At 73.7% G+C, this 23866-nt stretch carries 21 protein-coding genes and 1 pseudogene; 4 read left to right on the top strand and 18 right to left on the bottom strand.

Features of this window, described 5'->3' with window-relative positions; all coding sequences use genetic code 11:
• Positions 1-15: 15 nt before the first annotated feature.
• The gene (locus HNR70_RS06280; protein ID WP_184324894.1) at positions 16-1221 is read left to right on the top strand and encodes an MFS transporter; all 1206 of its coding nucleotides are present in this window, start codon (positions 16-18) and stop codon (positions 1219-1221) included.
• A 71-nt stretch (positions 1222-1292) separates the two neighbouring features.
• Here the strand turns inward: HNR70_RS06280 and HNR70_RS06275 are convergent.
• The 10 genes and pseudogenes from HNR70_RS06275 to HNR70_RS06230 all read right to left on the bottom strand — a co-directional run bounded on the left by HNR70_RS06275 (position 1293) and on the right by HNR70_RS06230 (position 14191).
• A pseudogene (locus tag HNR70_RS06275) lies at positions 1293-2907 on the bottom strand (SLC13 family permease).
• 112 nt (positions 2908-3019) lie between these two features.
• Positions 3020-5359, bottom strand: a complete 2340-nt coding sequence (locus HNR70_RS06270) for a primosomal protein N' family DNA-binding protein (RefSeq protein ID WP_312857582.1) — start codon at positions 5357-5359, stop codon at positions 3020-3022.
• Positions 5329-5712: an FKBP-type peptidyl-prolyl cis-trans isomerase gene (locus HNR70_RS06265; protein WP_184324893.1), complete on the bottom strand. Its 384-nt coding sequence runs from the start codon at positions 5710-5712 to the stop codon at positions 5329-5331. The genes HNR70_RS06270 and HNR70_RS06265 overlap by 31 nt, the downstream gene beginning before the upstream one ends.
• A gap of 73 nt (positions 5713-5785) precedes the next feature.
• A complete protein-coding gene (locus HNR70_RS06260) occupies positions 5786-6757 on the bottom strand; it encodes an FKBP-type peptidyl-prolyl cis-trans isomerase (protein ID WP_184324892.1) in 972 nt (323 codons plus the stop codon).
• 126 nt (positions 6758-6883) lie between these two features.
• Positions 6884-8278: a Pup--protein ligase gene (gene pafA, locus HNR70_RS06255; protein ID WP_184324891.1), complete on the bottom strand. Its 1395-nt coding sequence runs from the start codon at positions 8276-8278 to the stop codon at positions 6884-6886.
• Between the two features lie 4 nt (positions 8279-8282).
• On the bottom strand, positions 8283-8471 hold the full coding sequence (locus HNR70_RS06250; protein ID WP_184324890.1) for a ubiquitin-like protein Pup: 189 nt from the start codon (positions 8469-8471) through the stop codon (positions 8283-8285).
• 58 nt (positions 8472-8529) lie between these two features.
• A complete protein-coding gene (gene dop / locus HNR70_RS06245) occupies positions 8530-10242 on the bottom strand; it encodes a depupylase/deamidase Dop (protein WP_184324889.1) in 1713 nt (570 codons plus the stop codon).
• Positions 10239-11843, bottom strand: coding sequence for a proteasome ATPase (arc, locus tag HNR70_RS06240; RefSeq protein ID WP_184324888.1), 1605 nt, complete (start codon positions 11841-11843; stop codon positions 10239-10241). Before arc ends, dop begins: the two co-directional genes overlap by 4 nt.
• An 82-nt stretch (positions 11844-11925) precedes the next feature.
• Positions 11926-13032, bottom strand: coding sequence for a tRNA (adenine-N1)-methyltransferase (locus HNR70_RS06235; RefSeq protein ID WP_184324887.1), 1107 nt, complete (start codon positions 13030-13032; stop codon positions 11926-11928).
• A gap of 43 nt (positions 13033-13075) precedes the next feature.
• On the bottom strand, positions 13076-14191 hold the full coding sequence (locus HNR70_RS06230; RefSeq protein ID WP_184324886.1) for a site-2 protease family protein: 1116 nt from the start codon (positions 14189-14191) through the stop codon (positions 13076-13078).
• 177 nt (positions 14192-14368) lie between these two features.
• Between HNR70_RS06230 and HNR70_RS06225 the strand changes: the two genes are divergently transcribed.
• Positions 14369-15181, top strand: coding sequence for a PAC2 family protein (locus HNR70_RS06225; RefSeq protein ID WP_184324885.1), 813 nt, complete (start codon positions 14369-14371; stop codon positions 15179-15181).
• A 4-nt stretch (positions 15182-15185) separates the two neighbouring features.
• Here the strand turns inward: HNR70_RS06225 and mshC are convergent, their stop codons facing one another.
• From mshC to HNR70_RS06210, 3 genes are all read right to left on the bottom strand, one after another.
• Positions 15186-16442: a cysteine--1-D-myo-inosityl 2-amino-2-deoxy-alpha-D-glucopyranoside ligase gene (gene mshC, locus HNR70_RS06220; RefSeq protein WP_184324884.1), complete on the bottom strand. Its 1257-nt coding sequence runs from the start codon at positions 16440-16442 to the stop codon at positions 15186-15188.
• 139 nt (positions 16443-16581) lie between these two features.
• The gene (locus tag HNR70_RS06215; RefSeq protein WP_184324883.1) at positions 16582-17454 is read right to left on the bottom strand and encodes an undecaprenyl-diphosphate phosphatase; all 873 of its coding nucleotides are present in this window, start codon (positions 17452-17454) and stop codon (positions 16582-16584) included.
• 191 nt (positions 17455-17645) lie between these two features.
• Positions 17646-17966, bottom strand: coding sequence for a DNA primase (locus tag HNR70_RS06210; protein WP_184324882.1), 321 nt, complete (start codon positions 17964-17966; stop codon positions 17646-17648).
• A 153-nt stretch (positions 17967-18119) separates the two neighbouring features.
• On the opposite strand from HNR70_RS06210, the gene HNR70_RS06205 reads away from it, so the two are divergent.
• Both HNR70_RS06205 and HNR70_RS06200 read left to right on the top strand, forming a co-directional pair.
• The gene (locus tag HNR70_RS06205; protein WP_184326571.1) at positions 18120-18398 is read left to right on the top strand and encodes a DUF5703 family protein; all 279 of its coding nucleotides are present in this window, start codon (positions 18120-18122) and stop codon (positions 18396-18398) included.
• 120 nt (positions 18399-18518) lie between these two features.
• On the top strand, positions 18519-19022 hold the full coding sequence (locus tag HNR70_RS06200; RefSeq protein WP_312857581.1) for a hypothetical protein: 504 nt from the start codon (positions 18519-18521) through the stop codon (positions 19020-19022).
• 18 nt (positions 19023-19040) lie between these two features.
• On the opposite strand, the gene HNR70_RS06195 is transcribed toward HNR70_RS06200, so the two are convergent.
• From HNR70_RS06195 to HNR70_RS06175, 5 genes are read right to left on the bottom strand one after another with little or no spacing between them, the layout of a single operon-like run.
• The gene (locus tag HNR70_RS06195) at positions 19041-19865 is read right to left on the bottom strand and encodes an RNA methyltransferase (protein ID WP_184324881.1); all 825 of its coding nucleotides are present in this window, start codon (positions 19863-19865) and stop codon (positions 19041-19043) included.
• Positions 19862-20329 (bottom strand): tRNA (cytidine(34)-2'-O)-methyltransferase, encoded by a 468-nt coding sequence (locus HNR70_RS06190; RefSeq protein WP_184324880.1) that lies wholly within the window; start codon positions 20327-20329, stop codon positions 19862-19864. Before HNR70_RS06190 ends, HNR70_RS06195 begins: the two co-directional genes overlap by 4 nt.
• A 36-nt stretch (positions 20330-20365) precedes the next feature.
• A complete protein-coding gene (locus HNR70_RS06185; RefSeq protein ID WP_221421102.1) occupies positions 20366-21595 on the bottom strand; it encodes a CehA/McbA family metallohydrolase in 1230 nt (409 codons plus the stop codon).
• A 7-nt stretch (positions 21596-21602) separates the two neighbouring features.
• Entirely contained in the window at positions 21603-22463 is an 861-nt protein-coding gene (locus HNR70_RS06180) for a ChbG/HpnK family deacetylase (protein WP_184324879.1), read from the bottom strand.
• On the bottom strand, positions 22460-23833 hold the full coding sequence (locus HNR70_RS06175; RefSeq protein WP_312857580.1) for an MFS transporter: 1374 nt from the start codon (positions 23831-23833) through the stop codon (positions 22460-22462). Before HNR70_RS06175 ends, HNR70_RS06180 begins: the two co-directional genes overlap by 4 nt.
• Positions 23834-23866: the final 33 nt, after the last annotated feature.

Here is a 23866-nt window from a genome sequence, read left to right as displayed (position 1 = left end):
AGAGGACGGGACCGCATGAGCGGCGAGGCACCGCCCACCGGCCACCCGATCGGCTCCCCCGCCTATCAGCGCCTGCAGATCGCGCTGGTGTGCGCGGGGCTCGCGACCTTCGCGCAGCTGTACTCGCCCCAGGGCATCCTCCAGCTCATCTCCGCGGACCTGCAGATCGGTGCGGAGCAGGCGGCGCTGACCGTCTCCGCCGCCACCGCCGGGCTCGCGCTCGCCGTGGTGCCGTGGAGCTTCGTGGGCGACCGGATCGGGCGCCGCCCCGCGATGATCCTCGCCGTGTGCGGGGCGACGGTGCTCGCGCTCGTCTCCGCCTGGGCGCCGAGCTTCGAGCTGATGCTGGTACTGCGGCTGCTGGAGGGCATGGCGCTCGGCGGGGTGCCGGCGCTCGCCATGGCCTACCTCTCCGACGAGGTCGACGAACGGGCCCGCGCCGTGGCCGCGGGCTGGTTCGTGGCCGGCACGACCGTCGGCGGGCTGTCCGGCCGGCTCGTCGCCACCCCCGTCGCCGACGTGCTCGGCTGGCGCTCCGGGATCACCGCCGTCGCGCTGCTGGCGGCGGCCGCGGCGGCCGGCTTCGTGATCCTCGCCCCGAAGGAGCAGCGGTTCCGGCCGCTGGGCAGAGCGGCGCGCGGCGGACGCCTCTCCCGCCTGCTCACCCCGCTGAAGGACCCCGGCCAGCTCGCCCTGTACGCCTGCGCGTTCCTGCTGATGGGCGGATTCGTGGCTGTGTACAACTACCTCTCGTTCCACCTCACCGCCGCGCCGTACCTCGTCCCCGCGAGCCTCATGGGGCTGGTGTTCCTCGCCTACCTCGGCGGGACGATCTCCTCCCCCATCGCCGGTCAGCTCGCCGCCCGCCACGGCCGCCTACCCGTGCTGCTCGGCTCGATCGGGGTGATGATCGCGGGGCTTCTGCTCACGACCCTCGGCCCGCTGCTCGTGGTGCTGGCGGGGCTGCTGGTGATGACGGCTGGGTTCGTCGGCGCCCACTCCACCGCTTCCGGCTGGGCGGGGGCCAGGGCACACGGTGCCCGCTCCCAGGCGACCAGCCTGTACAACCTGTTCTACTACGCCGGTTCCAGCGTGCTGGGCTGGTCGATCGGCCATGTCTACGAGGGCGCGGGTTGGGGCGCCGCGATCGCGGTGGTGTGCGTGGCCGCGGTGCTGGCCGGACTCGCTGCGCTCGCGCTACTGCGCGGCGAGGAGAACTGAGCACGCTCCGAGACACCGCGCGAACCCGGTGCGAGAAGCGACCGGGTCCGCACTGCAGGTGTGTGCCCGCCTCAGTACACGAGCTGGAACACCCACACCGCCAGCGTCATCGTGGTCACCGTGATCAGCACGATGCCGATGAGGTTCAGCCACAGGCCGGTCTTGGCCATCTGCGGGATCTGGACGTAGCCGGAGCCGTAGGCGATGGCGTTCGGCGGGGTCGCTACCGGCAGCATGAACGCGCTGGTCGCGGCGATCGCGACGGGGATCGCGAGCAGCATCGGGTCGATCCCGATGCCCACGGCGACGGCGGTCGCGACCGGGAGGAAGGTCGCGGCGGTGGCCGTGTTCGAGGTGAGCTCGGTGAGGAACAGGATGCCCGCGGCGACGATCGCGACGATCAGCACCACCGGCAGTCCGCCGATACCGGCGGTGACCTGACCGATCCACTCGGTCAGGCCCGAGGAGGAGAACTGGGCGGACAGTGCGAGGCCGCCGCCGAACAGCAGCAGCACGCCCCAGGGCAGCTTCACCGCGGAGTCCCAGTCCAGCAGCCGCACACCCTTGGCGGCGCCGGCGGGCAGCACGAACAGCAGCAGCGCGACGATCATCGCGATGCCGGCGTCGCCGATCGGCGGGTCGGCGTCCATGGCCTGGAAGATCAGCGGGATGAACACCCAGCTCAGCGCGGCGAGCACGAAGATGATCGCGACCCGCACCTCGCCGGCGGAGATCCTGCCCAGCTTGGCCCGCTCCTCCTTGATCAGCGCCGCACCGCCCGGGATCTCCTTGATCTCGGGCTTGAAGAACACCTTGGTCAGCAGCAGCCAGGCGATCAGCATGTACACCACCGCGATCGGACCCCCCCACCAGCATCCAGCGACCGAAGCCGATGGTGATGTCGAACTCCTGGCTCATGTGCGCGGCGAGCAGGGCGTTCGGCGGGGTGCCGATGAGAGTGGCGAGGGAGCCGATCGAGGCGGCGTAGGCGATGCCGAGCATGAGGGCGGTGCCGAAGTTGGAGCGGACCGCCGGGGAGGAGGCGCCGGTGGCGGTGGCCTCGGGGTCCACGCCCTCGCCGGGGTCCTCGCCCGTCCGCTCGGCCTCGTCGAGGCGGAGCTTGTTGACCAGCAGCAGCACGGAGATGCCGATGGGCAGCATCATCACGGCGGTGGCGGTGTTGGAGACCCACATGGAGAGGAAGCCGGTGGCGACCATGAACCCGAGCACGAGCAGGGAGGGGCTGGAGCCCATCTTCCCCACGATCGCCAGTGCGATGCGCTTGTGCAGGTTCCAGCGCTGCATGGCCAGGGCCAGCATGAACCCGCCCATGAACAGGAAGATGATGTTGTTGCCGTAGGAGGCGCCGACGTCGTCGAAGCGGACCTCCGAGTTCAGCACCGGGAACACGACCAGCGGCACGAGCGCCGTGGCGGGGATGGGCAGCGCCTCGGTCATCCACCACACCGCCATGAGCACCGCGGTCGCGGCGGTGAGCTTCGCGGCGTGGGGCACGTCTGCTGGCATGATCGCGTAGATCAGCAGTGCGGCCAGGAGGCCGACGGCGAGGCCGACCACCCGGATCAGGAGGGTCCGGCGCGTCTCGGGGTTCGCGCGCTCCCCCTCGGAGAGGTCGGGGCGGTCGTCAGGGACTCGGTGGTCCGTCGTGGAGGCGTCGGTGGTCATGGCCGTCCCTTCCCTCGCGTCGTCGCGTGGAGGCGTCGCGTCGTCACGACGCCCGTGGTGCTGTGACGTGGCACACTACCGAACCGTCACGGACGGGGACGGGAACTCCGGCCTAGAACACGTCCGGCGGGTCGAGGCGCACCCGCAGGGAGCCGCGGGCCTTGCGGGCGCTGCGCGCGGCGACCCCGGCGCGCAGCGCGGCGGCCAGCTCGCGGGAACGCTGCGGCTCCAGGCGCAGCACGGCGCGGGCGCGACCGGCGTCGTCGAGGCCCTCGAGGTCGACGGGGCCCAGCACCTCGGTGCCGTCCGGCAGCTCGGTGCTCTCCAGGAACGCGCGGCACGCCTCGCGGTCCCCCACCACCTCGGCGACACGCCGGAAGGGCGGCAGGTCCAGCTCGCGCCGATCCTCGAGCACCCGGTCCAGGAACAGGCCCGAGCGGTGGGCGACGAGGTCGCGGATCGCGGGCAGGGTCGCCGTGCCGACCACGAGCACCTCCCCGCCCTCGTCGGCCGTGCGCACCAGCGCGATCGCGTCGCGCCAGCGCCGCACCGCCTCAACGTCGGCGTCGAACGCGGCGCGGCCCAGCATCGCGTCGGCGTCCAGCAGCAGGCAGGCGGCGTAGCCGCCGTCCGGTGCGGGCTCCGCACCGGGGGTGGAGACGACGATCCCGGTCCCCGGCACGGCGTCGTCCTCGAGGGGGCCGTGGGCGCCGCCGGCGACCTTCAGCGGCGCGTCCGGGAAGTTCCGGTGCAGCTCCTCGGCGGTGCGGGCGGAGCCGACGACCATGGCGCGCACCTGGGTGCGGTCGCATTCGGGGCAGCGGTAGGCGTCCTCACGCCGCCCGCACACCCGGCAGTGCAGCGGCCCGCCGCGGGCGCCGAGGGACAGGGGCGCGGAGCAGGTCGCGCACTGGGCGCGGGTGCCGCAGAAGGTGCAGGCGATCGCGGGCGCGTAGCCGCTGCGTGGGACCTGCACGAGCACCGGCCCACGGGCGAGTCCCCGGCGCAGCACCCGCATCGCCTCCTGGGGCAGGCGCGAGCGGCCCGACGGGCCCTCGCGGTCGCGCAGGTACTGGTCCATGGCGACGATGCGGGGGCGCACGGCGGTGACCGGGGCGGGGCGCGGGGCGAGGCGGGCGAGGTAGCCGGCGTCGATGAGGGCGCGCATGGTCACCGACTCGCTCGCGGCGAGGAACAGCAGCGCGGCGCGCTCCTCGGCGGAGCGGCACTGCAGCACGGTGCGGGTGTGGGGGTAGGGGGCGCGGGGCTCCTCGAGCAGGTCGTCCGCCTCGTCCCAGCAGATGATGAGGGACAGGTCCTGCACGGGCGCGAAGGCGGCGGAGCGGTTGCCCAGCACCACCCGGGTCGCGCCGCGCAGGATGCGGCGGAAGGTGCGGTAGCGCTTCTCGGGCCCCTCGGTGCCGGCGAGGATCTCGTGGTCGATGCCGCGGGCGGTGAGGACGCGGGAGAGGCGGGCGACGTCGCGCTGGTCGGGGGCGATGACGAGCGCGCCGCGGTCCTCGCCGAGGTCGGCGATCGCGTCGGCCGCGACGGCGGTCCATGGGTCCACGGGGTCCAGCACCATCGAGGCGCGGGGCACGGGTCCGGTGGGGCTGCCGGCGCGGGAGAGCAGGGCGGACAGCGCCGGGTAGCGGTCGCCGGGGCGCGGGGCCGGCGGTGCCGCCGGGGGCGCGTCGGCCTCAGGGCCGGCGTCGGGATCCGTGTCCACGTCGTCCGACGGGGCCTCCTCGGGCGCGGGGCCGTCGGCCGACGGGGAATCCTCGGCTCCCTCGGAGCCCCTGGGGCTGTCCCCCGCCGAGTCGTCCCCTGTCACAGCGTCCTTCTCCGCGACCTCCTGCTCCGCGGCCTCCTTCTCCACCGCCGCGCGGTCGGCCTTCTCGGCGCGGGCGTGGCGGGGCGGCAGGGCGAGGCGCAGCACGTCGCCGACGGTGCCGGCGCAGCGTTCGGCGACCTCCTCGCACACTCGCATCATCGCCGCCGGCACCACGACGTCGTCGGAGACCAGGCGGTGCAGCGGGGCGAAGGCGCGGTCGGTGGAGGGCTCGGCGTGCCGGCCCAGCACGATCCCCTCGGTGTCCTTGCCGGAGAAGCGCACCCGCACCCGCATGCCGGGTCCGGCGGCGGCGGTGTCGGGGGTGACGGCGTACTCGAAGGGCCGGTCCAGGTGCGGCAGCACGCCCACGAGGCGCACGCTCGCCACCGGCAGGTCGTCCACGACCTCGAAGCCTGCGGTGGTGCGCAGGCCGGAGGCCCGGGCCGCGCCGGGGCGGTCCGGGTCCTCGGCCGCGGCGGCCGACGGTGACTGGTCGGGAACGGCGACGGCGGGGGCCGCGAAAAGGGGTGCCTGGCCGGTGGCCGGTCCCTCCTCGCGCTCCCCCGCCGCGCCCTGGGCGGGCGTGGTCAGCGCTTGTGCACCGCGACCAGGTCGCACACGAAGATGAGGGTCTCGCCGGGGGCGATGACCGGCGGGGCGCCGCGGTCGCCGTAGGCGAGGTGGGCGGGGATGTCCAGGCGGCGGCGGCCGCCGACCTTCATGCCCTGGACGCCCTGGTCCCAGCCGGAGATGACCTGGCCGACGCCGAGCTGGAAGCGCAGCGGCTCGCCGCGGTCCCAGGAGGCGTCGAACTGCTCGCCGGTGGACCAGGAGACGCCCACGTAGTGGACGTCGACCACGTCGCCGCGGCCGGCCTCCTCGCCGTCGCCGACGATCTCGTCGGTGCTGACCAGGTCGGTGGGAGCCGGGCCCTCGGGGGCGTCGATCTCGGGCTTGGTGCGGTCGGTCATGGGTTCCTCCTCGGTGGTGGGACTGCGGGGACGGTCTGTGGTGCCTGGCGGTGCTGTGTCAGGCAGTGCTGTGTCAGGCGTTGGTGTGGGCGGCGTCGAGGATGTCGACGACGAAGATCAGGGCCTCGCCGCCGAGGCCGTTGGCGGCCTCGGGGTCCTCGCCGTAGGCCTCAGCCGCGGGGATGACGAGCATGACCTGGGAGCCGACGGGCAGGTCGAGCAGGTTCTCGTCCCAGCCCTGGATGACCAAGCCCTGGCCCTGGACGAAGGAGAACGGCGCGCCGCGGTCCCAGGACGAGTCGAACTGGGAGCCGTCGGACCACTTCCAGCCGGTGTACTGCATGGTGAGGTAGTCGCCGGCGCGGGTGGTGTCCCCGGATCCGACGATCAGCTCCTCGCGCACGGTGGTGGTGGGCGGGGTGCCGGAGGGGGCGCCGGCGATCGACGGGGCGCCGTTGTCGGCAAGGGTCACGGCCGGGTAGGTGCCGGACGGGTCGCCGGGCTCGCCCTCGGCGCGCAGCGGGGACACGATCCGGTCGATGTCGGCGACCTGGACGAGGGAGCGGGCCTGGCCGGAGGAGTCCTGCTGCCAGCCGGTCATCACGAAGCGGGACCCGACGGGGACGGTGGTGAGGAAGGCGAACGCCGCCTCGCCCACCTGGTCGGAGGCGACCTGCAGGCCGCCGGCGGGGGCGCCCTGCCACCAGGACTGCAGGGTCTCGCCGGTGCTCGCGTCGACGTAGAGGCTGCGCCAGATCACGGTGTCGCCGTCGGCGATCGTGTCGCCGTCACCGGGGGTGACGATCTCGGCCTGAGCGGAGGTGATCTCCAGCGGAGCGGTGAACTCGACGGTCGGCTCGGCGCCGAGGTCCCCGGAGACGGTGAGCGCGGCCAGCGCGTCGCCGCCGTCCGAGGCACCGCCCGCGTCGGACGCGCCCCCGGCGTCGGAGGCGCCGGAGCCGTTCCCGTCATCGGTGCAGGCGGCGAGGCCGATGGCGGCGCTCGCAGCGAGCGCGGTGGTCAGCAGGGTGCGACGGCGGAGCAATGGAGGACCTTTCGGATCGGCGTCCCCGGCGGAGGGGCACGCCCCAGGGTACGGGGCGCAGCTTGGGCGTCGGCTGGAGCGCCGGGGTGGGTGTCGTCTCAGGCGGAAAGTCCCGGGCGGGGTGGCTCAGGCGAGGGGCGGCGGGGTGGCCGGGCTGCCCTGGGCGCGGATCTCCTCGAGCAGGGCGTCGACCGCGTCGAGCTGGGTGGTGAACGGGTCCAGCACCTGCACGGGCATCGCGCCCTGGCGGGTCAGACGCAGCGTGGTCCAGTCCACCACGTGGTCGACGCGGTGCTCCTGGGCGGCGGTGACGACCTGGCCGCGCAGGTGGGCGCGAGTGGTGGTCGGGGCGACGGTGCGGGCCGCCTCGATCCGTGCGTCCGGCAGGATCGAGGGGGCGAGGCCGCGGCGCTGGAGGGCGAAGAAGACGCCACGCTGCGGAGCGATGTCGTGATAGGCGAGGTCGAGCCGCTCGATCGCGGGATCGGCGAGGTCTATGCCCTTGCGCTCGGTGACCTGGGCGAACAGGCGCTCCTTGATGGCCCAGTCGAGGTGGGTCGAGGCCCAGGAGCGGTCGCCGGTGCGCACGGCATCCAGGGCCTTCTGCCAGGTCTCCAGCACCTCCTGCTCGGTCTCGTCCGCCAGGTCGGCGACGTGGTCGAGCCAGCGCTGCTGGACCTCGAGAGCGGTGGTGGTGCCCCCGCCCTCGAGCGGCAGCGGCGCGGTGCCGCTCAGGTCGCGGGCCACGGCGCGGATCGCGGCGATGTCGTCGGAGAGGGTCAGCTCGGGCAGGGCGCGGCCGGACTCTATCGCGCGCAGCACCAGATCCGTCGTCGCGAAGCGGAGGTGGGTGGACACCTCGGACATGGTCGAGTCGCCCACGATGACGTGCAGGCGGCGGAAGCGGGTGGGGTCGCCGTGCGGTTCGTCGCGGGTGTTGATGATGGGGCGGGTGCGGGTGGTCGCGGAGGAGACCGCCTCCCACATGTGATCGCTGCGGCGGGAGAAGACGAAGCGGCCGCCCTCCTCGCCCTCGGGGGCGGGGACCACACCGCCGGCTCCGGTGACGATCTGGCGAGTGACCAGGAACGGCAGCAGGTAGCGGGGCAGGCGGGTGAACTCGCCGCGACGGTCCACGAGGTAGTTCTCGTGGGAGCCGAAGGCGTTGCCGGCGGAGTCGACGTTGTTCTTGAGCAGGTGGATGCGGGCGTCGTGCCCGGCCTCGGCCAGGCGCTGGTCCGCGGAGGCGGCGAGGTCGGCGAAGATCCTCTCCCCCGCCCGGTCCTGCGCGACCAGCTCCCACCAGTCGTCGCACTCGGCGGTCGCGTACTCGGGGTGCGAGCCGACGTCGAGGTAGAGCCGGGCGGCGTTGCGCAGGAACACGTTCGAGGAGCGGCCCATGGCGACCACGGGCCGGAACAGCTCGCGCGCGGCCTCCTCGGGCTCGAGCGCACGGCTGCCGTCGGCCCGCACGCACACGAGTCCGAACTCGGTCTCCAGTCCTCCCACTCGGCGCTTCATCGGGTCACTGGCCGCCCTTCTGCACGAAGGAGCGCACGAAGGTCTCGGCGTTCTCCTCGAGGACGGAGTCGATCTCGTCCAGGAGGTCGTCGGCCGCCTGGGCGGAGGCGAAGGTCTGGCCGCCGGTGACGGCGTCGTCGGCGTCGTTGTCCTCCGGACCGGAGCCGGGGGCGTTCAGGGACTGCTGGGACATGGGGTCCTCCTCGTGGTGCTGGTGCGGGAACTGAGGCTGGAACTGATGCGGTGCAGGGTCAGGGGTGTGCGGTCTCGGAGACGGCGCGGCGCAGCGCCTCGACGATCTCGTCGACGTCGGCGGCGGGGTCGACGCCGTGGGTGCGGCACCACTCCTCGCTGCCGAGCCGCGGATCGGCCAGGCGCAGGCGGTGGCCACCGGCGGGCCCGGCGAGGGTGATCGCGTCCCATCCGGCCGACGGGACCGCCTCGCGGTGCGCGGCGATCAGCCCGCCGCGCAGGTGGGCGCGGGTGGAGGCGGGGGCGGTGAGCACGGCGGCCTCCACCTCGTCCTGCGGGACGAGGGCGGGCACGGCGCCGGCGGCGCGGAGCTTGCCGAACAGGCCCCGTCCCGGGCGGAGGTCCGAGTACTGCAGGTCCACCATGGCCAGGCGCGGGTCGCCCCATTCCAGTCCGTGGCGGGTGCGGTAGCGCTCGAGCAGGCTGAGCTTGGCGACCCATTCGACGCGGCCTGCGGCGAGCATCGGGTCCTGCTCGAGCAGGTCGAGGATCTCGCCCCAAGCGGTGAGCACCTGCGCGGTCTCCTGATCGGCGTGGTCGGCGACGGCCCAGAGGGCGTCGAGGTGGGCGCGCTGGAGCTGCAGGCCGGTGAGCTCCCGCCCGTCCACGAGCGGGACGGTGGCCTGCAGGGTCGGGTCGTGGCTGAGGGTGCGCACGGCCGCGACCGGGTCGGCCAGGCGCAGGTCGGGCAGGATCGGGGCGCCGGTGCGGTGCTCGGCCTCGAGTGCGGCGAGGACCAGGGAGGTGGTGCCGAGCTTGAGGAAGGTCGACTCCTCCAGAAGGTTCGCGTCCCCGATGATCACGTGGAGGCGGCGGAAGCGCCTCGGGTCGGAGTGCGGCTCGTCGCGGGTGTTGACGATGGGCCGGTTCAGGGTGGTCTCGAGCCCCACCTCGGCCTCGAAGAAGTCCGCGCGGGAGGAGATCTGGTAGCCGGGCTCCTGGCCGCGGGTGCCGAGGCCGACGCGACCGGCGCCGACCAGCACCTGACGGGAGGCGAGGAAGGGCAGCAGCGCCGCGACGACCCGCTCGAAGGGCACGTCGCGCTCGACGAGGTAGTTCTCGTGGGTGCCGTAGGAGGCGCCCTTGCCGTCGGTGTTGTTCTTGTACAGCGCGACGTCGGGGATCCCGTCGGCCGCGGCGAGGAGGTCCATCGCCCGCCGGGCGATCTCCTCGCCGGCCCGGTCGGTGACCACGGCCTCACGGGCGCGGGTGACCTCGGGGCCGGAGTACTCGGGGTGGGCGTGGTCGACGTACCAGCGGGCGCCGTTGCGCAGCACCGCGTTCCCGATGGAGCGCTGGGACGCCCAGGCGAGCACCTCGGCGTCGTCGCCGTCGGGCGCGATCTCGGGGCCGGTCAGCGGCGCGTCCATCTCGACGCTCGGCACGTGCGCGTCGCGCACCTCGTCGGTGAGCTGGGAGGGGTGCGCGGCGGCGCGCTGCAGCTCGAAGCCGCGGGCATCGCGCAGCGGGGTCTCGTCGCCGTAGTCCCAGCGCACGCGTCGGCCGCGGTCGCCCTCGGCGGGGTCGAGCAGCGCATAGGCGCCGACGACGAGGTGGGAGAGCAGGATCGAGCTGCCGGCGCCGGCGCGGGCGCGGTCCTCGAGGTCGGCGTGCAGCACCCCGAACTCGGTCTCGATGCCCATGACCCGCTCGGTGGTCAGCGCGGGGGCGCTCCCGGTGCCGGGCGTGCTCGTGCTGTCGGGGGTGCTCATGCGGTGACCTCCTCGGCAGGGGCGGCAGCGGCGGTGTCGTCGGCGGCGGTGCCCTCGGGCAGGGCGTGTTCCTGGAGCGGGACCACGGCGTCGACGCGGCGGCGTCGGCCGGGCATGCCGGTGACCTTGGCCCAGTCCTCGGCGTGGGCGGCCGAGGGCATGTCCTCGTTCTCGGCGAACTCGGCGGCGATCGCCTCGCGCAGGTGGCGGGAGGCGACGCCGACCTCGCCGGTGGCGAGCTGGTCCTTCACGGCGAGCTTCTTCGCGCGGTCCACGATGTTGCGCAGGGTCGCGCCGGAGACGAAGTCGCGGAAGTGCAGCACGTCGTGGCCGCCGTCGGAGTACTCCACGCGCACGTAGGCGGTGGCGGGCGTGTCGGCGTAGATCTCGCGGGTGGCGAGGTCCAGCAGCTCCTCACGGTCCTCGCGCACCGGCACGGACTCGTCGAGGTAGAGGCCGAGGATCTCGCGGCCGGCGCGGGCGTTGGGGCGGCGCACGCGGATCTTCACGTCCAGGCGGCCGGGGCGCAGGATCGCGGGGTCGATCATGTCCTCGCGGTTGGAGGCGCCGATGACGATGACGTTGTCCAGGCCCTCCACGCCGTCGATCTCGGCGAGCAGCTGGGGCACGATCGTGGTCTCCACGTCGCTGGACAGCCCCGTGCCGCGGGTGCGGAACAGCGCCTCCATCTCGTCGAAGAAGATGACGACCGGGTGGTCGGCGGCGGCCTTCTCGCGGGCCCGCTCGAAGACGAGGCGGATGGACCGCTCGGTCTCGCCGACGTACTTGTTCAGCAGCTCCGGGCCCTTGACGTTGAGGAACGCGGAGTTCTCCAGTGCCTCCTGGGCGCTGACCCCGCGCACCTCGGCGCTGCGCAGCACGAGCTCGTGGGCGACGGCCTTGGCGATCATGGTCTTGCCGCAGCCGGGGGGGCCGTAGAGCAGCACGCCCTGCGGGGGTCGCAGACCGTAGGTGCGGTAGAGGTCCTGCTGGAGGAAGGGCAGCTCGACCGCGTCACGGATCGCCTCGATCTGCTCGCCGAGCCCGCCGATCTGGTCGAAGGACACCTCGGGCACCTGCTCGAGGACGAGGTCGGTGATCTCGGCGCGGTCGATCCGCTCGAGCACGAGCTGGCTGCGCAGGTCCACCAGGACGTGGTCTCCGGGGTGGAGCAGCTCCTCGGCGAGCGTGCCGGAGCGGCGCAGCACGCGGGTGTCGTCGGGTGCGACGGCGACCAGCACGCGCGAGTCGGCAAGGGCCTCGACGACGGGCACCACATTGCCGGCGTCGCCCTGCGGGACGGCCTCCACGGCGGCGAGGGCCTCGTTCAGCCGCAGCTCGGTGCCGGGCGTGAGGGCGTCCAGGTCCAGGCTCGCCGCGGTCGCGACCCGCAGGCGGCGGCCGTTGTGGAGCACGTCGATGGTGGTGCCCTCGCAGCGGCGCAGGAAGGTGGCGTAGGAGTTCGGCGGGTCGCCGACGCGCTCGAGGTCCTCCTTGAGCTCGACGATCTGGGCGCGGGCGGAGCGCAGCCCGGCCACGAGGCGCTCGTTGTGGGCGGCGAGCTTCTCGAGCTCGGCGGTCATCTCGGCGTAGGTCTTCATCCCTGCCTCTCCTCCTCCTTCGACGTGCGGGGCCTCAGCGTGCGGGGCCCGGGCGTGCGGGCGCGGTGCGCTGCGGATCAGCTCAGCGGTCGCGGCCCTGGCGGATGTCGCGCAGCGCGCGCTTGAGCTTCCTGGGGGCGACGCCCCGCTCCCCCACGTCCTGCGAGGTCCACTCCGAGTCCGAGCCGCCGAAGCCGTCGTTGTCGGGGTGGTTCAGCTCCTCCTCGTCGCGGGAGCCGGGCGCGGGGCGGGTGACGCGGCGCAGCGCCTCCTGGCCGTGGGCGGTGCGACGGGCGGTGAGCAGGAAGCCGGTATGGGCGTTCATGCGGTGCTCGGGGCGCACCGCGAGGCCCTCGAGGTGCCAGGGGCGCACGAAGGTCTCCCAGGCGTAGGGCTCGGTGAACTCGCCGTGGTCGCGCAGCGCCTCGGCGGTGCGGGAGAGCTGGGTGACGGTGGCGACGTAGGCGAGGTACACCCCGCCGGAGACGAGCACGTCCGCGGCGGCGTCCACGCACTCCCAGGGCGCGAGCATGTCCAGGACCACGCGGTCCACGGCGGCGGTGCCGAGCGTGGGGGCGACGTCCTGGAAGTCGCCGATGGAGAGCTGCCAGGTGGGGGGCAGCTCGCCCTCGGGGGTGCCGAAGAAGGTGCCGACGTTCTCGCGGGCCACCTCCGCGAAGTCCTCGCGCCGCTCGATGGAGTGCACGGAGCCCTCGGGGCCGACGGCGCGCAGCAGCGCGGTGGTCAGGCCGCCGGAGCCGACGCCGGCCTCGAGCACGCGGGCGCCGGGGAAGATGTCGCCCCACATGAGGATCTGCGCGGAGTCCTTGGGGTAGATGATCGCGGCGCCGCGCGGCATGGAGAGCATGTAGTCGGCGTACAGCGGGCGCAGCGCCTGGTAGCGGGTGCCGTGGTTGTCCTCGACGACGGTGCCGTCCTCGGCGCCGATCAGCTGCTCGTGACGCAGCACGCCGCGGTGGGAGTGGAACTCGCCGCCGGGCTTCAGGGTGATGGTGTGCAGGCGGTTCTTCGCGTCGGCGAGCTGGACCTTGTCGCCGAGCTCGAAGGGGCCGGTGCGGTCCAGGCCGCGGCGGGGTGCGCGGGGCGCGGGGCCGGGGGCCTGGGCGCCGTCCGTGGGCGCGGGGCTCGTCGCCTCGTCGGGGGCGGCGGGCTGCGGCTCAGAAGTCATGCTCTCCAGCATAGGCCGCGCCCTGGCCGGTGACCTGTGCCGTTCACCGTCCGCGCAGGAGCGCGTTGACATCGGCGCTCATGATCACACCGCGCAACCCGCCGGCCTCCTCGACCACGAGGTACAGCGCCGCCGGGTGCTCGACCATGTGGGAGATCAGGTCGTCGCCGCGCAGGTGCACGGACAGGGAGCCTACGTCCCCGAGCGGTGCGGCGACGGCGGAGGCCGGAGTGGTCGCGCAGTGCTCGGGCGGGACCGACGCGGCGGCCGACGGGTCGATCCGGAAGGCGCGGCCGACGGTGCCCGGTCGGGCACCGGCCTGGTCGAGCAGGAGCACCTGGGCGGCCTGCTCGGGGGTGCCGAGGTGGGCGAGCGGGGTCTGCGAGGGGACGAGGCGGAGACCGCGGGCGAGGGCGGCGGCGTCGAGGGTCTCGACGCGCCTCTGCACGGTGGCGCCGCGGAGGGCCTGGCTCGCGCCCTGCCACAGCATGCCGGCGATGAGCATGGCCCACACGAGCATCAGGAGCGATCCGGTGCCCGCTCCCCCGCGTCGCACTATCAGCCACAGCGGGTAGAGGACCACGCCCACCGCGATCGCGCGGCCGATCCAGGCGGTGACGACGGTGCCGGTGGTGGGGCTGCGCAGCACGATCCCCAGCAGGGACTCGAGGGCGCGACCGCCGTCCATCGGCAGCCCCGGCAGCAGGTTGAACACGGCGAGGACCAGGTTCATCCACGTCATGGAGCCGAGCAGGAGGCCGATGGCGGACTCGGGATCGACCAGTGCCCCGGCGGCGGCGGTGAGCGCGGCGAGCACGCCGTTGGTGGCGGGGCCGGAGAGGGAGACCAGCAGCGAGCCGAGGGAGGACATGCGGTCGGTGCGGCACTGGGTGTGCCCGCCCCACAGGGTCAGGGCGATGTGGTCGATACGGGCGCCGAAGGCGCGGGCGACCACGGCGTGCGCGATCTCGTGGGCGAGCACGGAGAGGATGAGGAAGACGCCCATCGTCAGGGCGAGCAGCGCCGAGGTGGCTGGGGCGATGCCGGGCCCGGACATCACCGGGTACATGAGCGCGGCCACGAGCAGGACGGTGACCAGGGTGCCGGGGCTCACCTGCAGCGGCGGCAGCGGTCCCAGTCGCAGCGTGGGCGTTCTCATGGTCGCTCTCCTCGGGTCCGGGCGAGGCGTCCGCCCAGGGCAGGGCGAGGATAGCCCGGGCTCCTGCGGCCCGCCTCCGAAGCGGGGTGCGGCGGGGGTACGACAGGGTCGACGGGGGGCTGTCCGCCATGGTCACAGGCTGTGCTCGGGGGCGGGAGGCGAGCCTATGATGGAGCGATGAGTCGAATCGCCATCACGGCCTTCAGCGGGTGGAACGATGCCGGCGAGGCGGCCACCGGGGTGATCGAGCATCTCCTCGAGGTGTGGCCCTCGCGGCCCGTCGGCGCGGTCGACGCCGAGGAGTTCATCGACTTCCAGGTCAACCGCCCGGAGATCCGCACCACCGAGGAGGGGCTGCGGGTCGTGGACTGGCCGGACACGAAGCTGCGCCTGGTCACCCCGCCGCGCGGACCGGAGATCATCACGGTCTCGGGCCCGGAGCCGTCCCTGCACTGGAAGCGGTTCTGCGACGAGATCCTCGAGCAGCTGCAGCAGCTGGACGTGAGCTCCGTGATCTCCCTCGGCGCGCTGCTGGCCGACTCCCCGCACTCCCGGCCCCTACCCACCTCGAGCCAGGTCGAGCCCGTCCCCTCCCAGAAGGTCGAGGACGAGGCGGAGCAGTACTCGGGCCCGGTGGGGGTGCCGACGATCCTCGCGCGGCGCACCGCGAGCGCGGGCCTGCGCACCACCAGCATCTGGGTTCAGGTGCCGCACTACGTCTCCCAGAACTCCTCGCCGAAGGCGGTGCTGAGCCTGCTGCGCGAGGTGCAGGACATGGTCAGCGCCCCGATCCCGCTGGGTGAGCTGATCGAGGACGCCGAGGCGTGGGAGCGCGGTGTGGACGAGCTGGCCCGCACCGACGAGGACGTCGCCGAGTACGTGCGCCGGCTCGAGCGGGCACAGGACGCGGCGGGGCTGCCCGAGGCGACCGGTGACGCGATCGCCAAGGAGTTCGAGCAGTTCCTGCGCCGCCGCCGCGAGACGGACTGAGCGCTCAGTCGTTCAGGGCGAGGCCGAACAGGGCGTCGGTCGCGGCGGCGACATCGCCGGGGGCGTCCGCAGGCAGCTCCTCGGCGGTGCCCGGCAGCGCGCTGCCGTCGGCCCACGCGTCCAGGGCCGCGAGCGCGGCGGGGGTGTCCAGGTCGTCGCGCAGCGCGGCGCGCAGCGCCTCGACCACGTCGGCGCGCAGGTCGCGGCGACGGGCCGCGGAGCGGTAGGCCTCCAGGCGGCGGCCGGCCTCGGCGAGCTCGTCGTCGGACCACTCCCAGTCTGAGCGGTAGTGGTGGGCCATGAGGACCAGGCGGATGACCATCGGGTCCACGCCGCCGCGCACGAGGCGATGGACGAACACGAGGTTCCCCAGCGACTTGCTCATCTTCTCGCCCTCGTAGGCGACCATGCCCGCATGGGCGTAGGTCGCGGCGAAGGGGCGGCCCAGCGCCACCGAGTGCGCGGCCGAGAGATCGTGATGGGGGAAGACGAGGTCGCTGCCGCCGGCCTGGATGTCGAAGGGCAGGCCCAGCCCGTCCTCGGCGATGCACACGCACTCCACGTGCCAGCCGGGGCGGCCGCGGCCCAGCACGCCGGCGTCCCAGGCGGGCTCGCCCTCGCGCTCGGCCCGCCACAGCAGCGGGTCGAAGCGGCCGCGCTTGCCCTCGCGGTCGGGGTCGCCGCCGCGGTCGGCGAAGACCTCGAGCATCTGCTCCTCGGTCCAGCCGGAGACGTCGCCGAGGGCACCGTCGACCGAGAGGTCGAGGTACCAGTCCTCGCCCTCCGCGTCAGGGGTCGCGACCTGGTAGGCGCGGCCGCGCTCGTGCAGGGCGGTGACGGTGGCGATGATGTCGTCCATCGCCTCGCTCACGGAGCGGTAGGTCTCCGGGGCGACGACGCGCAGGGCGGTCATGTCCTCGGCGAACAGCTCCACCTGCGAGGCGGCCAGCTCCTGCCAGTCCACGCCGTCGCGGTCGGCGCGCTCGAGCAGCGGATCATCCACGTCGGTGATGTTCTGGGCCATCTCGACCTCGAGGCCGGTGTCGCGCAGGGCGCGGCGCATGAGATCCGCGGAGTGGTAGGTCGCGGCGTGGCCGAGATGGGTGGCGTCGTACGGCGTGATCCCGCAGACGTACAGCCGGGCCGTCCCCGGGGTGAGCGGGACGACGGGTGCGATCCGCCCGGCGCGGGTGTCGAACAGCCGCAGCGGCTTCCCCGAGGCGGGAAGCGGGGTCAGGGCGGGAGAGGTCCAGGAATGCACCCGTCGATCATACGAAAAGCGCCTCGGCGCCGGGTGGGTGCCCACAGGGGGGTTTCCCACACCGGCGCCGGGGCGCTGGGGGTCGTCGTCGGCCGGGGATCGTGGTCGGCCGGGGATCGTCGTCGGCCGACGGGGGTGGTCAGGCGCCGCCGAGCGGATCGACCACGCCGAAGCCGAGCAGGGCCAGCAGCACGACGCCGGCGACGATGCGGTAGACCACGAAGATCAGGTACGAGCGGTTCTCGATGAGGCGCATGAACCACATGATGACCGCGTAGCCCACGGCGAAGGCGACCAGGGTCGCGATGATGATGGCGGCGAGGGACGGCTCCCCGGCCGCGGCCGCGGCGGCGCGTCCGTCGGCCGAGAAGAGGATCGGGACCTCCTTGGCCGCCTTGTACAGGCCCGAGGCGAACACGGCCGGGACGGCGAGGAGGAAGGCGTAGCGCGCGGCGGCCTGGCGGGTGTAGCCCATGAGCAGGCCCGCGGTGATGGTGCCGCCGGAGCGGGAGACGCCGGGGATGAGCGCCAGCGCCTGGGCCAGGCCGAACAGGATGCCGTCGCGGAGGGTCAGCTCCTTGAGCTCCTTGCGCTGCGGGGCGACGCGGTCGGCGACGCCCAGCAGGATGCCGAAGACGATCAGCATCGTCGCGGTGATGTAGAGGTTGCGCAGGCCGTGGTCGATCTGGGACTCGAACAGCAGGCCGAGCACACCGATCGGGATCGAGCCCAGGATCACCAGCCAGCCCATCCGCACGTCCGGGTCGGACTGGGGGATCTTCCCCACCAGCGCCTTGAACCAGCGCGAGATGATGCGGGTGATGTCCTTCCAGAAGTAGATCAGCACCGCCGTCTCGGTGCCGAGCTGGATGATCGCGGTGAACGCGGCGCCCGGGTCCTGGCCGGGGTTCAGCAGCTCGCCGACCACGCGCACGTGGGCGCTGGAGGAGATCGGGAGGAACTCGGTCAGACCCTGGACGAGGCCCAGGATCACCGCCTCGATGAACGACATGCACACTCCTCGGAGGATTCGCGCTGGGGGTCGAGCGCGCCGGGCGCTCGACGTCGGCCCCGTGACCGGTGATGGTCAGGACCCCGGACAGAGTACGCGGCGCCGGGCGGGTGGCCCGGCGCCGCGCAGCGGAGCAGTGGTGAAGAGTACGTGGAGGTCCGGCAGGGGTCGCCGACGGGCCTCCCGGGACCTCAGTCGTCCTCGTCGTCCTCGTAGTCGTCGTCCTCGTCGTCGAAGTCGTCCTCTTCGTCCTCGTCGTCGAAGTCGTCGAGGTCGTCGAAGTCGTCCTCGTCGTCGTCATCGTCCTCGTCGCCGTCGAAGACGATCAGCGGGGTGGCGATGTCGTACGCGTCGAAGAGCGCGTCGTCGTAGGTGTCGAAGGCCGTGGTGAGCTGCTCGGTGGCGGCGTCCAGGGCCGGGTCGTCGTCACCGCGGGAGGCGGCGGCCGCCTCGTAGTGACGCTCGAGGGCGGCGATCAGCGCAGCGAGAGCGGAGCGAGGATCCGTGTTCATGGTTGGACCGTACATCGTCCGGCGGCACAATGGACAGAGGATTCGGCCATGGCGAGGTCAAGATTCCGCAGTGGGGTCGGTCACCCGGACCGGCCCGCGAGCGGACCCTCGCCGTCGGACCCCACCGCAGGTCATCGTGCACAGGAGGAAATGTTGCCCACGCCCCGCACCGCCCTCGTCGCCGGCGTCCAGCACGTCAAGGATCCCCGGGGGTTCCGGGACCTCCCGATCGAGCGCGGACGTCGCGCCGACGACTACGAGTTCCAGATCATCACCGTGCCTCGCGGCAGCTCCATCGGACAGGTCCGCAAGGAGCTCGCCGAGCAGGCCGAGTACGGCCGCTGGGAGCATGCCCGCACCCGGCTGTACATGGGCGGCGGCAAGAAGGTCTGGATGCGGCGGCGGATCATCCGGGTGCAGTCCACGCTCTGATCGGGCGAGCGGGCCGGGAGGATCGCGGGCTGGGACTCGCAGGCCGCGACTCGCACGCCCGTCGTCCACATCCGGCCGCTCCCCCGCCCGCGCGGCGGCCGCGTCTGGTTCGATGAGCGGGTGCTGCCCGCGTCCCCGCTCCTGCTCGCCGTGCTGCTGGTCGTGTACCTGCCGCCCGCAGTGGTGCTGTCCGTGCACGACGTGCGCACCCACCGCCTGCCGAACCGTTGGGTGGGTCTGCTCACCGGCGCGGTCGCGCTGTGCTTCGCCCTGTTCGCGCTGCTGGTGCCGGAGCTGCGCGGGGAGCTGCGCACCGCGCTGCTGCTCGCCCTCGTGCTCGGTGGCGTCGCGATCCTGATCGCCCTGGGCGCGCCGTCGCTGCTGGGGATGGGAGACGCGAAGACGGTGCCGGTCGTGGTCGCCATGTCCACCGCGCTCGGCGGGGAGGTGCTGATCGCGGCGCTGCTGGGGATCGCGCTGCTGGCCGGGCTGCTGGGCGCCGTGGTCATGGCCCGCACCCGCCGCGCCGGGGTGCGCTTCCCGGTGGGGCCGGTGCTGCTGGCCGGACCGTTCCTCGGCCTGCTCGGCGCGCCGCTGGTCGCGGGAGCGCTCGGCACAGCGTAACGGCGCCCCTCCCCCCGCTCAGCGACCCCGGCGCTGGCGGGCGATCTCGTAGAGGGCGAGGGACCCGGCGACCGAGGCGTTCAGCGAGGAGGCGCTGCCGGTCATGGGGATCTCGGCGATCACGTCGCTGGCCTCCCGCCATCCGGCGCTCATCCCCACGGTCTCGTTGCCGACCACGAGCAGGGTGGGACCGGTGAGGTCCTCGTCGTCCAGCTCGTGACCGCCCGCCTCGTCCAGGCCCAGCACCCGCCACGGCTCCCCCGCCGCGCGGCGCTGCTCGACCCACTCGAGCACCTCGCGGTGGGAGGGGGCGCGCAGCACGGGCACGGCGAAGATCGAGCCGGTGGAGGCGCGGATCGCGGCGGGGTCCCAGGGGTCCGCGGCGTGGCCGGTGACGATCAGGCCCCGACCCCCGAGGGCATCGACGGAGCGGGCGAGTGCCCCGATGTTGCCGGGCCCCGTCGGCCGGTCGAAGACGACCACGACGCCGTCCGGGCCGGGGTCGAGGCGCGCGAGGTCGTCGCTCGGCAGCGCGGCGACGGCGAGCAGCTCGGGGCTGCCCTCCTCCTTCTCCCCGAGCTCCGCCATCAGCTCGGGGGCGAGCTCGACGACGGGAGCCGGCGGGTTCTCCAGCAGCTCGCGCGCCCAGCGGGAGGGGTTCTCGCGGCCATCGCTGAGCAGGGTGCGGATCTCGATCCCGTGGGCGAGGGCCTGGGTGAGGGGCCGGACGCCCTGGATGACCATCTCGCCGCTGCGGCTGCGCTTGGTGCGGTTGGTCAGCAGCGCCTGCCACTGCTGGAAACGGGCGTTGCGCCGCTCGATGCGGGACGGGCGGCGGCTCATGCGCCGGCTCCGTCGTAGCCGAGCTGGCGCCATGCCTCGTACACCGCGATCGACACGGAGTTGGCGAGGTTCAGGGAGCGACGGGCGGGGAGCATCGGGATCCGCACCCGGGAGGTGACGCGGGGATGGTCCATGACCTCCTCGGGCAGGCCGGTCGGCTCGGTGCCGAACAGCAGCACGTCGTCCCGGCGGTACTCGATCTCGTGGAAGCCGGTCTCGGTGCGGGCCGTGAACGCAAAGACGCGCGCCTCCGGCACCGCGGCGAGGGCGTGCTCGAGGTCGGGGTGGATGCTGACGTCGGCGAGGTCGTGGTAGTCCAGTCCGGCGCGGCGCAGCTTGGAGTCCTCGAAGTCGAAGCCGAGCGGTTCGATGAGGTGCAGGCGGGCACCGGTGACGGCGGCGAGCCGGATGGCGTTGCCGGTGTTCCCGGCGATCGCCGGCTCATGGAGGAAGACGTGGACCATGTCGGCGATTCTTCCACGCAGGTCACCGGCGCCGGGTCAGGGGCTGATTGCGAGCAGCTCCCCCGCCGGGCTCTCCAGGCGGTACGGGCCGCGCCCGGTGGCGGGGATCACCGTGCGCGCGCTGCGGAGCACCCGGGCGCGGCCGTCCATGTCGCGCAGCACCGTGCCCTCGGCGCCGACGGCGACGAGCTCGTCCTCGCAGCGCACCAGGGCGGGGGCGTCCGGGGTAGGCAGGGTCGTGATCGCGGTGCGGCCGGCGCTCGCCGCCTCGAGCAGCGCCGCGGGGGTGCACTCGGCGGCGGCAACCCAGGTGGTGGGGGTGCCGGGGACGTAGCCGTGCCGGTCATGGTGGTTTTCGCTGCCGCCGAGGAGCACGGGGTCCGTCGCCCAGCGGGCGAGCAGCGCCCACGGCCCGGTGGCGGTGCGGTCCAGGAACCAGGTGACGTGCCACAGCTCGAGCGCCGGTGGGAGCGGGTCCAGGGTGTGCTGCCAGGCGGTGTGCTCGGCGAGGGGGTGGTCCAGGGAGAGGAACCCGCCACCTGCCGCGACCTCGTCGCGCCAGTGGGCGGGGTCGCGGCGGAAGTCGATCGCGGGGAGGTCGCCGAAGGCGTTCGCGTGGCCGCGCGCGGTGGTGATCTCCTGCCCGGGCAGGAGGGTGATGTCGTGGCGGGCGCCGACTGCGGCGAGGTGCGGGTGGTGGGAGACGGTGTTGTGCTCGGTGACGGCGAGGACGTCGAGCCCGGCGCTCGCGGCGAGGGCGGCGAGCTGGTCCAGGGAGAGTTCGCCGTCGGAGTGGGTGGAGTGGGCGTGGAAGTCGCCGGCGAACCACGTGAGCCCCTTCGGGGCGGGCAGCTGCCGGGCGCTCGCGCGGCGGCGCTGCGGGGCGACGGGGGCGAGCGGGTCCGGCGGGATCTCGAGCCGCGGGGGCAGGGTGATCTCGAGAGTCACCTCGAGCGGGCGCAGCGGCAGGCGGTACAGGCCCAGCTGGACCTGCCAGGTGCCCGGCTCGAGGGGGCCGGGCATGTCGCCAGGGGTCGCGGCGTCGGCCCCCACCGCGAAACGGTCCCGGGCGCCGCCGGACCAGCCGCGCCAGCCGTCCGGGCCCTCGAGGCCCAGGTCGATGGTCGCCGCGTCGCGGTCGTGGACCAGGCGCACCTCGATCCCGGCCGCACCGGGCGGCACCTCGACGGGCACGGCGAGCACTGGCGTGGCCCGCTGGTCCTCGAGGCCGAGGCGCAGAACGCGGCGCTCGGTCCGCGGGCTCACCACGTGCTCACCATGCCCTCACCGTCCGCAGCCCGGCCTGCTCGAGCGCGTCCCGGAAGCGGGGGTCCCGTACCAGCTGCGCCTCCCAGGTGCGCACCGCCGGCACCCCGGGCCCGTCGGCCGAGGGATGCAGCACCAGTTCGCTGGTGCCCGGGGGCAGGGCGGGCAGCTGGGCGATGAGGAGCTCCGCGAGGCGTGCCGGGTCCCCGAGCTCGGCGGCGCCGAGGGGGTTGGTGAGCAGCGCCGCGGGCAGCGGCACCCCGAGCGCGTCGGCGAGGGCGACCGCGGTGCGGTGTCCGGCCAGCGCCTCCGGGGGGAACGCCCCGCTGCGGGGGAAGGGGTCGAGGTGGCGGGGCATGCGGAAGCCGAGGCCGTGGTCGGCGCACCAGTGCAGGGCGGTCTTGAGCAGTCGCCCGCCGTGGATGCCGTAGAGCACGGAGGCGTGGGAGTCCGCGGCCCGGGGGTGCAGGCCGCGATCGTGCATCCACGCCAGCTGGGCGTCGAGCTCGGCGCGCACCTCGTCGGGGTCGGCCCTCTGCTCGGCGCGGCGCGGGTCCGCCGGGAGCGTGCCGTGCTCGTCGAGGAGGGACGCACCCCCGGAGAGCGGGGCCCAGGGCGCGATATCCGTCTCGCTGCTGAGGGTGACATGCAGGTGGGGTGTGCGCCCGTCGGCGCGGAGCCGCTCGGCGATCGCCTCCGCGTGCGGGGAGACGACGATGAAGCTGGTCGCGGTGACGGCGCCGTCCTCCCACAGGGAGAGGATCGTGTCGGTGCCGGCCGCGTCCCGGCCGAGGTCGTCGGCCGTGATGACCAGGCGCCGCTCCCCCGCTGGTGCGTCGTGCACGCGGAAATCCGGACAGCTGCTCATCGGGCGGTCTCCTCCCCGGCGGCGGCCGCCGCGCTCTCCTCGGGCGAGGGGACGCTCACGAAGCGGGCCGCGATCGCCCCGAGGGTGCACAGCACGAAGGGGTAGACGCACAGGTAGACGCGGAAGGCCTGCCCGGGCTCGGGGCCGGGGTGCTCGCCCGAGTAGTAGCCGAACAGCGCGCCCAGCGACGCGAGCGCCAGGCCGCTGACGGCGCCGTTCAGCCGTCCGAACACGCCGAAGGCGGAGAGGAACAGGCCCTCCCGGTGCAGGCGGTGCCGGGCGGCGTCGCGGTCCAGCACCCGCGCGACGACGAGGTCGTTGGTCGCCATCATCCCGGCCCAGCCGAGACCCAGCACGGCGCCGGCCGCGAGCGCCGCGGGCAGCGATCCGGCGAGGTAGAGCAGTCCGAACGCCCCAGCGAGGACGAGGAACGCGATCCGCCAGGTGCGCAGCGCCCCGATCCGCACCACCAGGCGCAGCCAGAGGAACAGCCCGCCCGCGGCGACGAGGATGACGATGCCCTGGAGGGCGAAGGCGTAGGCGACGGGAAGACCGAGCCAGTGGCGCACGTACAGCTGCACGCCGGACAGGACGATCGCGAGGGCCGCGCCGTAGCAGGCGCTGGTCAGCCCCACCCCCCAGAACAGGCGGGTGCGCAGGATCTGCCCGATGGCGGACACCAGGCGGGGACGCTCCTCATGCTGGGTGGCGGGGTCCTCGCGCACCCCGAGCGTCATCGCCCAGATCACCGTGACGGCGAGCACGGCGTACGCCAGCGCGGTGCGGGGGAAGCCCTCGGTGCCATGCTCGCTGCCGAGCAGGGAGGTGGTGAGCACCGGGGTGAGGGCGAGGGAGATGATCATGGCGACCAGCTGGAAGGCCTGGCGCAGGGCGTTGGCGAGGCCGCGTCGGCGCTCGCTGGGGAACAGCTCGGGCAGCAACGCGCCGTAGTTGGCGTTCAGCATCGAGTCGAACAGCTCCGAGAGGATCGCGAACACCGCGAACCAGAGCACGAGTGCCGTGCCGTCGAGGTCCGGCGGGGAGAACAGGGCGATCATCGAGGCGGCCAGGAGCGGCGCCCCGATCATCAGCCAGGGACGGCGCCGTCCGAAGCGGCTGCGGGTGCGGTCCGAGAGGTGGCCGAGCAGCGGGTTGTCCAGCGCATCGATCACGGCGTAGACCGCCATCACCGCGGCATAGGCGCGCACGTCCATCCCCAGCGTGTCGACGTACAGCAGCACGATCGAGCCCTTGATGAAGTTGATCGGGATGGAGATGCCGAACATCCCGATCGCGTACCGCCACGGCGGGGTGCGCTCGGCGGGCGCGCTGCCGGGCACGGACCACGGGGCTTCCGACGGTGCGGCCACGGAGCTCTCCTGGCGGACGGCGCCCCGGGCGGA

It is taken from the genome of Brachybacterium aquaticum, from assembly GCF_014204755.1.
Classification (GTDB): domain Bacteria; phylum Actinomycetota; class Actinomycetes; order Actinomycetales; family Dermabacteraceae; genus Brachybacterium; species Brachybacterium aquaticum.
This window is presented reverse-complemented; position numbering and strand designations above follow the sequence as displayed.

Coding starts and splice junctions, on each gene's coding strand:
- HNR70_RS06280 (WP_184324894.1), top strand. CDS start 16: ATGAGCGGCGAGGCACCGCCCACCGGCCACCCGATCGGCTCCCCCGCC.
- HNR70_RS06265 (WP_184324893.1), bottom strand. CDS start 5,712: ATGACCGACCGCACCAAGCCCGAGATCGACGCCCCCGAGGGCCCGGCT.
- pafA (WP_184324891.1), bottom strand. CDS start 8,278: ATGAAGCGCCGAGTGGGAGGACTGGAGACCGAGTTCGGACTCGTGTGC.
- HNR70_RS06250 (WP_184324890.1), bottom strand. CDS start 8,471: ATGTCCCAGCAGTCCCTGAACGCCCCCGGCTCCGGTCCGGAGGACAAC.
- dop (WP_184324889.1), bottom strand. CDS start 10,242: ATGAGCACCCCCGACAGCACGAGCACGCCCGGCACCGGGAGCGCCCCC.
- arc (WP_184324888.1), bottom strand. CDS start 11,843: ATGAAGACCTACGCCGAGATGACCGCCGAGCTCGAGAAGCTCGCCGCC.
- HNR70_RS06235 (WP_184324887.1), bottom strand. CDS start 13,032: ATGACTTCTGAGCCGCAGCCCGCCGCCCCCGACGAGGCGACGAGCCCC.
- HNR70_RS06230 (WP_184324886.1), bottom strand. CDS start 14,191: ATGAGAACGCCCACGCTGCGACTGGGACCGCTGCCGCCGCTGCAGGTG.
- HNR70_RS06225 (WP_184324885.1), top strand. CDS start 14,369: ATGAGTCGAATCGCCATCACGGCCTTCAGCGGGTGGAACGATGCCGGC.
- HNR70_RS06215 (WP_184324883.1), bottom strand. CDS start 17,454: ATGTCGTTCATCGAGGCGGTGATCCTGGGCCTCGTCCAGGGTCTGACC.
- HNR70_RS06210 (WP_184324882.1), bottom strand. CDS start 17,966: ATGAACACGGATCCTCGCTCCGCTCTCGCTGCGCTGATCGCCGCCCTC.
- HNR70_RS06195 (WP_184324881.1), bottom strand. CDS start 19,865: ATGAGCCGCCGCCCGTCCCGCATCGAGCGGCGCAACGCCCGTTTCCAG.
- HNR70_RS06190 (WP_184324880.1), bottom strand. CDS start 20,329: ATGGTCCACGTCTTCCTCCATGAGCCGGCGATCGCCGGGAACACCGGC.
- HNR70_RS06180 (WP_184324879.1), bottom strand. CDS start 22,463: ATGAGCAGCTGTCCGGATTTCCGCGTGCACGACGCACCAGCGGGGGAG.